The sequence below is a fragment of the Saccharopolyspora sp. NPDC049357 genome (genome assembly GCF_040677225.1).
Classification (GTDB): domain Bacteria; phylum Actinomycetota; class Actinomycetes; order Mycobacteriales; family Pseudonocardiaceae; genus Saccharopolyspora.
Genome location: NZ_JBFAQJ010000095.1, coordinates 1 through 1,118, shown reverse-complemented (window position 1 = coordinate 1,118; position 1,118 = coordinate 1). Strand labels below are relative to the sequence as shown.

Genomic DNA, 1,118 nt, shown 5'->3' with positions numbered 1-1,118 from the left:
CGGATTACCGGGGTGTTCCGGGTTTCGGTTGTTAGAGGTCGAGGAGTTGGCGGGCTTGTTCGCGCATCTCGACCTTGCGGACCTTGCCGGTGACCGTCATCGGGAACTCCTCCACCACGTGCACGTAGCGCGGGATCTTGTAGTGCGCCAACTTGCCCGAGCAGAACTCCCGCAACGACTCCGCCGTCAACACCGCAGCCCCCTCCCGCAACCGCACCCACGCCATCAGCTCCTCGCCATAGCGGGCATCCGGAACCCCGATGACCTGCGCATCCAACACATCCGGATGCGTGTACAGGAACTCCTCGATCTCACGCGGATACACGTTCTCCCCACCCCGGATCACCATGTCCTTGATCCGACCGGTGATCGAGACGTACCCATCGGCATCCATCACCGCCAAATCCCCGGTGTGCATCCACCGCGCCGCATCGATCACCTCAGCGGTCTTGTCCGGCTGCTCCCAATACCCCAGCATCACCGAATACCCCCGCGTGCACAGCTCCCCCGGCTCACCACACGGCACCGTCCGCCCACTGGCCGGATCGACGATCTTGACCTCCAAATGCGGACCCACCCGGCCCACCGTCGACACCCGCCGCTCCAACGAATCATCCGCACGCGTCTGCGTCGACACCGGACTGGTCTCGGTCATCCCGTAGCAGATCGCCACCTCCGACATCCCCATCCGATCGATGACCTGCTTCATCACCTCCACCGGACACGGCGACCCCGCCATGATCCCCGTGCGCAACGACGACAGGTCGAACGAATCGAAATCCGGATGATCCAACTCCGCGATGAACATCGTCGGCACCCCGTACAACGACGTGCACCCCTCACCAGCCACCGCCTGCAACGCCGACCCCGCATCAAACCCCTCCGACGGGATCACCATCGCCGAACCATGACTCGTGCACGCCAAATTCCCCATCACCATCCCGAAGCAGTGGTAGAACGGCGGCACGATCGCCACCCGATCCACCTCCGAATACCCGCACAACTCCCCCACGAAGAACCCGTTGTTGAGGATGTTGTGATGCGACAACGTCGCACCCTTCGGAAAACCCGTCGTCCCCGACGTGTACTGGATGTTGATCGCATCATCCGACGACAGC

The 1,118-nt window shown here is 62.9% G+C and carries 1 protein-coding gene; it reads right to left on the bottom strand.

Going from position 1 to position 1,118, the window contains the following annotated elements; all coding sequences use genetic code 11:
- Nucleotides 1–31: 31 nt before the first annotated feature.
- A partial coding sequence (locus AB0J91_RS33005) for an AMP-binding protein (protein ID WP_363876959.1) occupies nt 32–1,118 on the bottom strand: 1,087 nt, incomplete at its 5' end.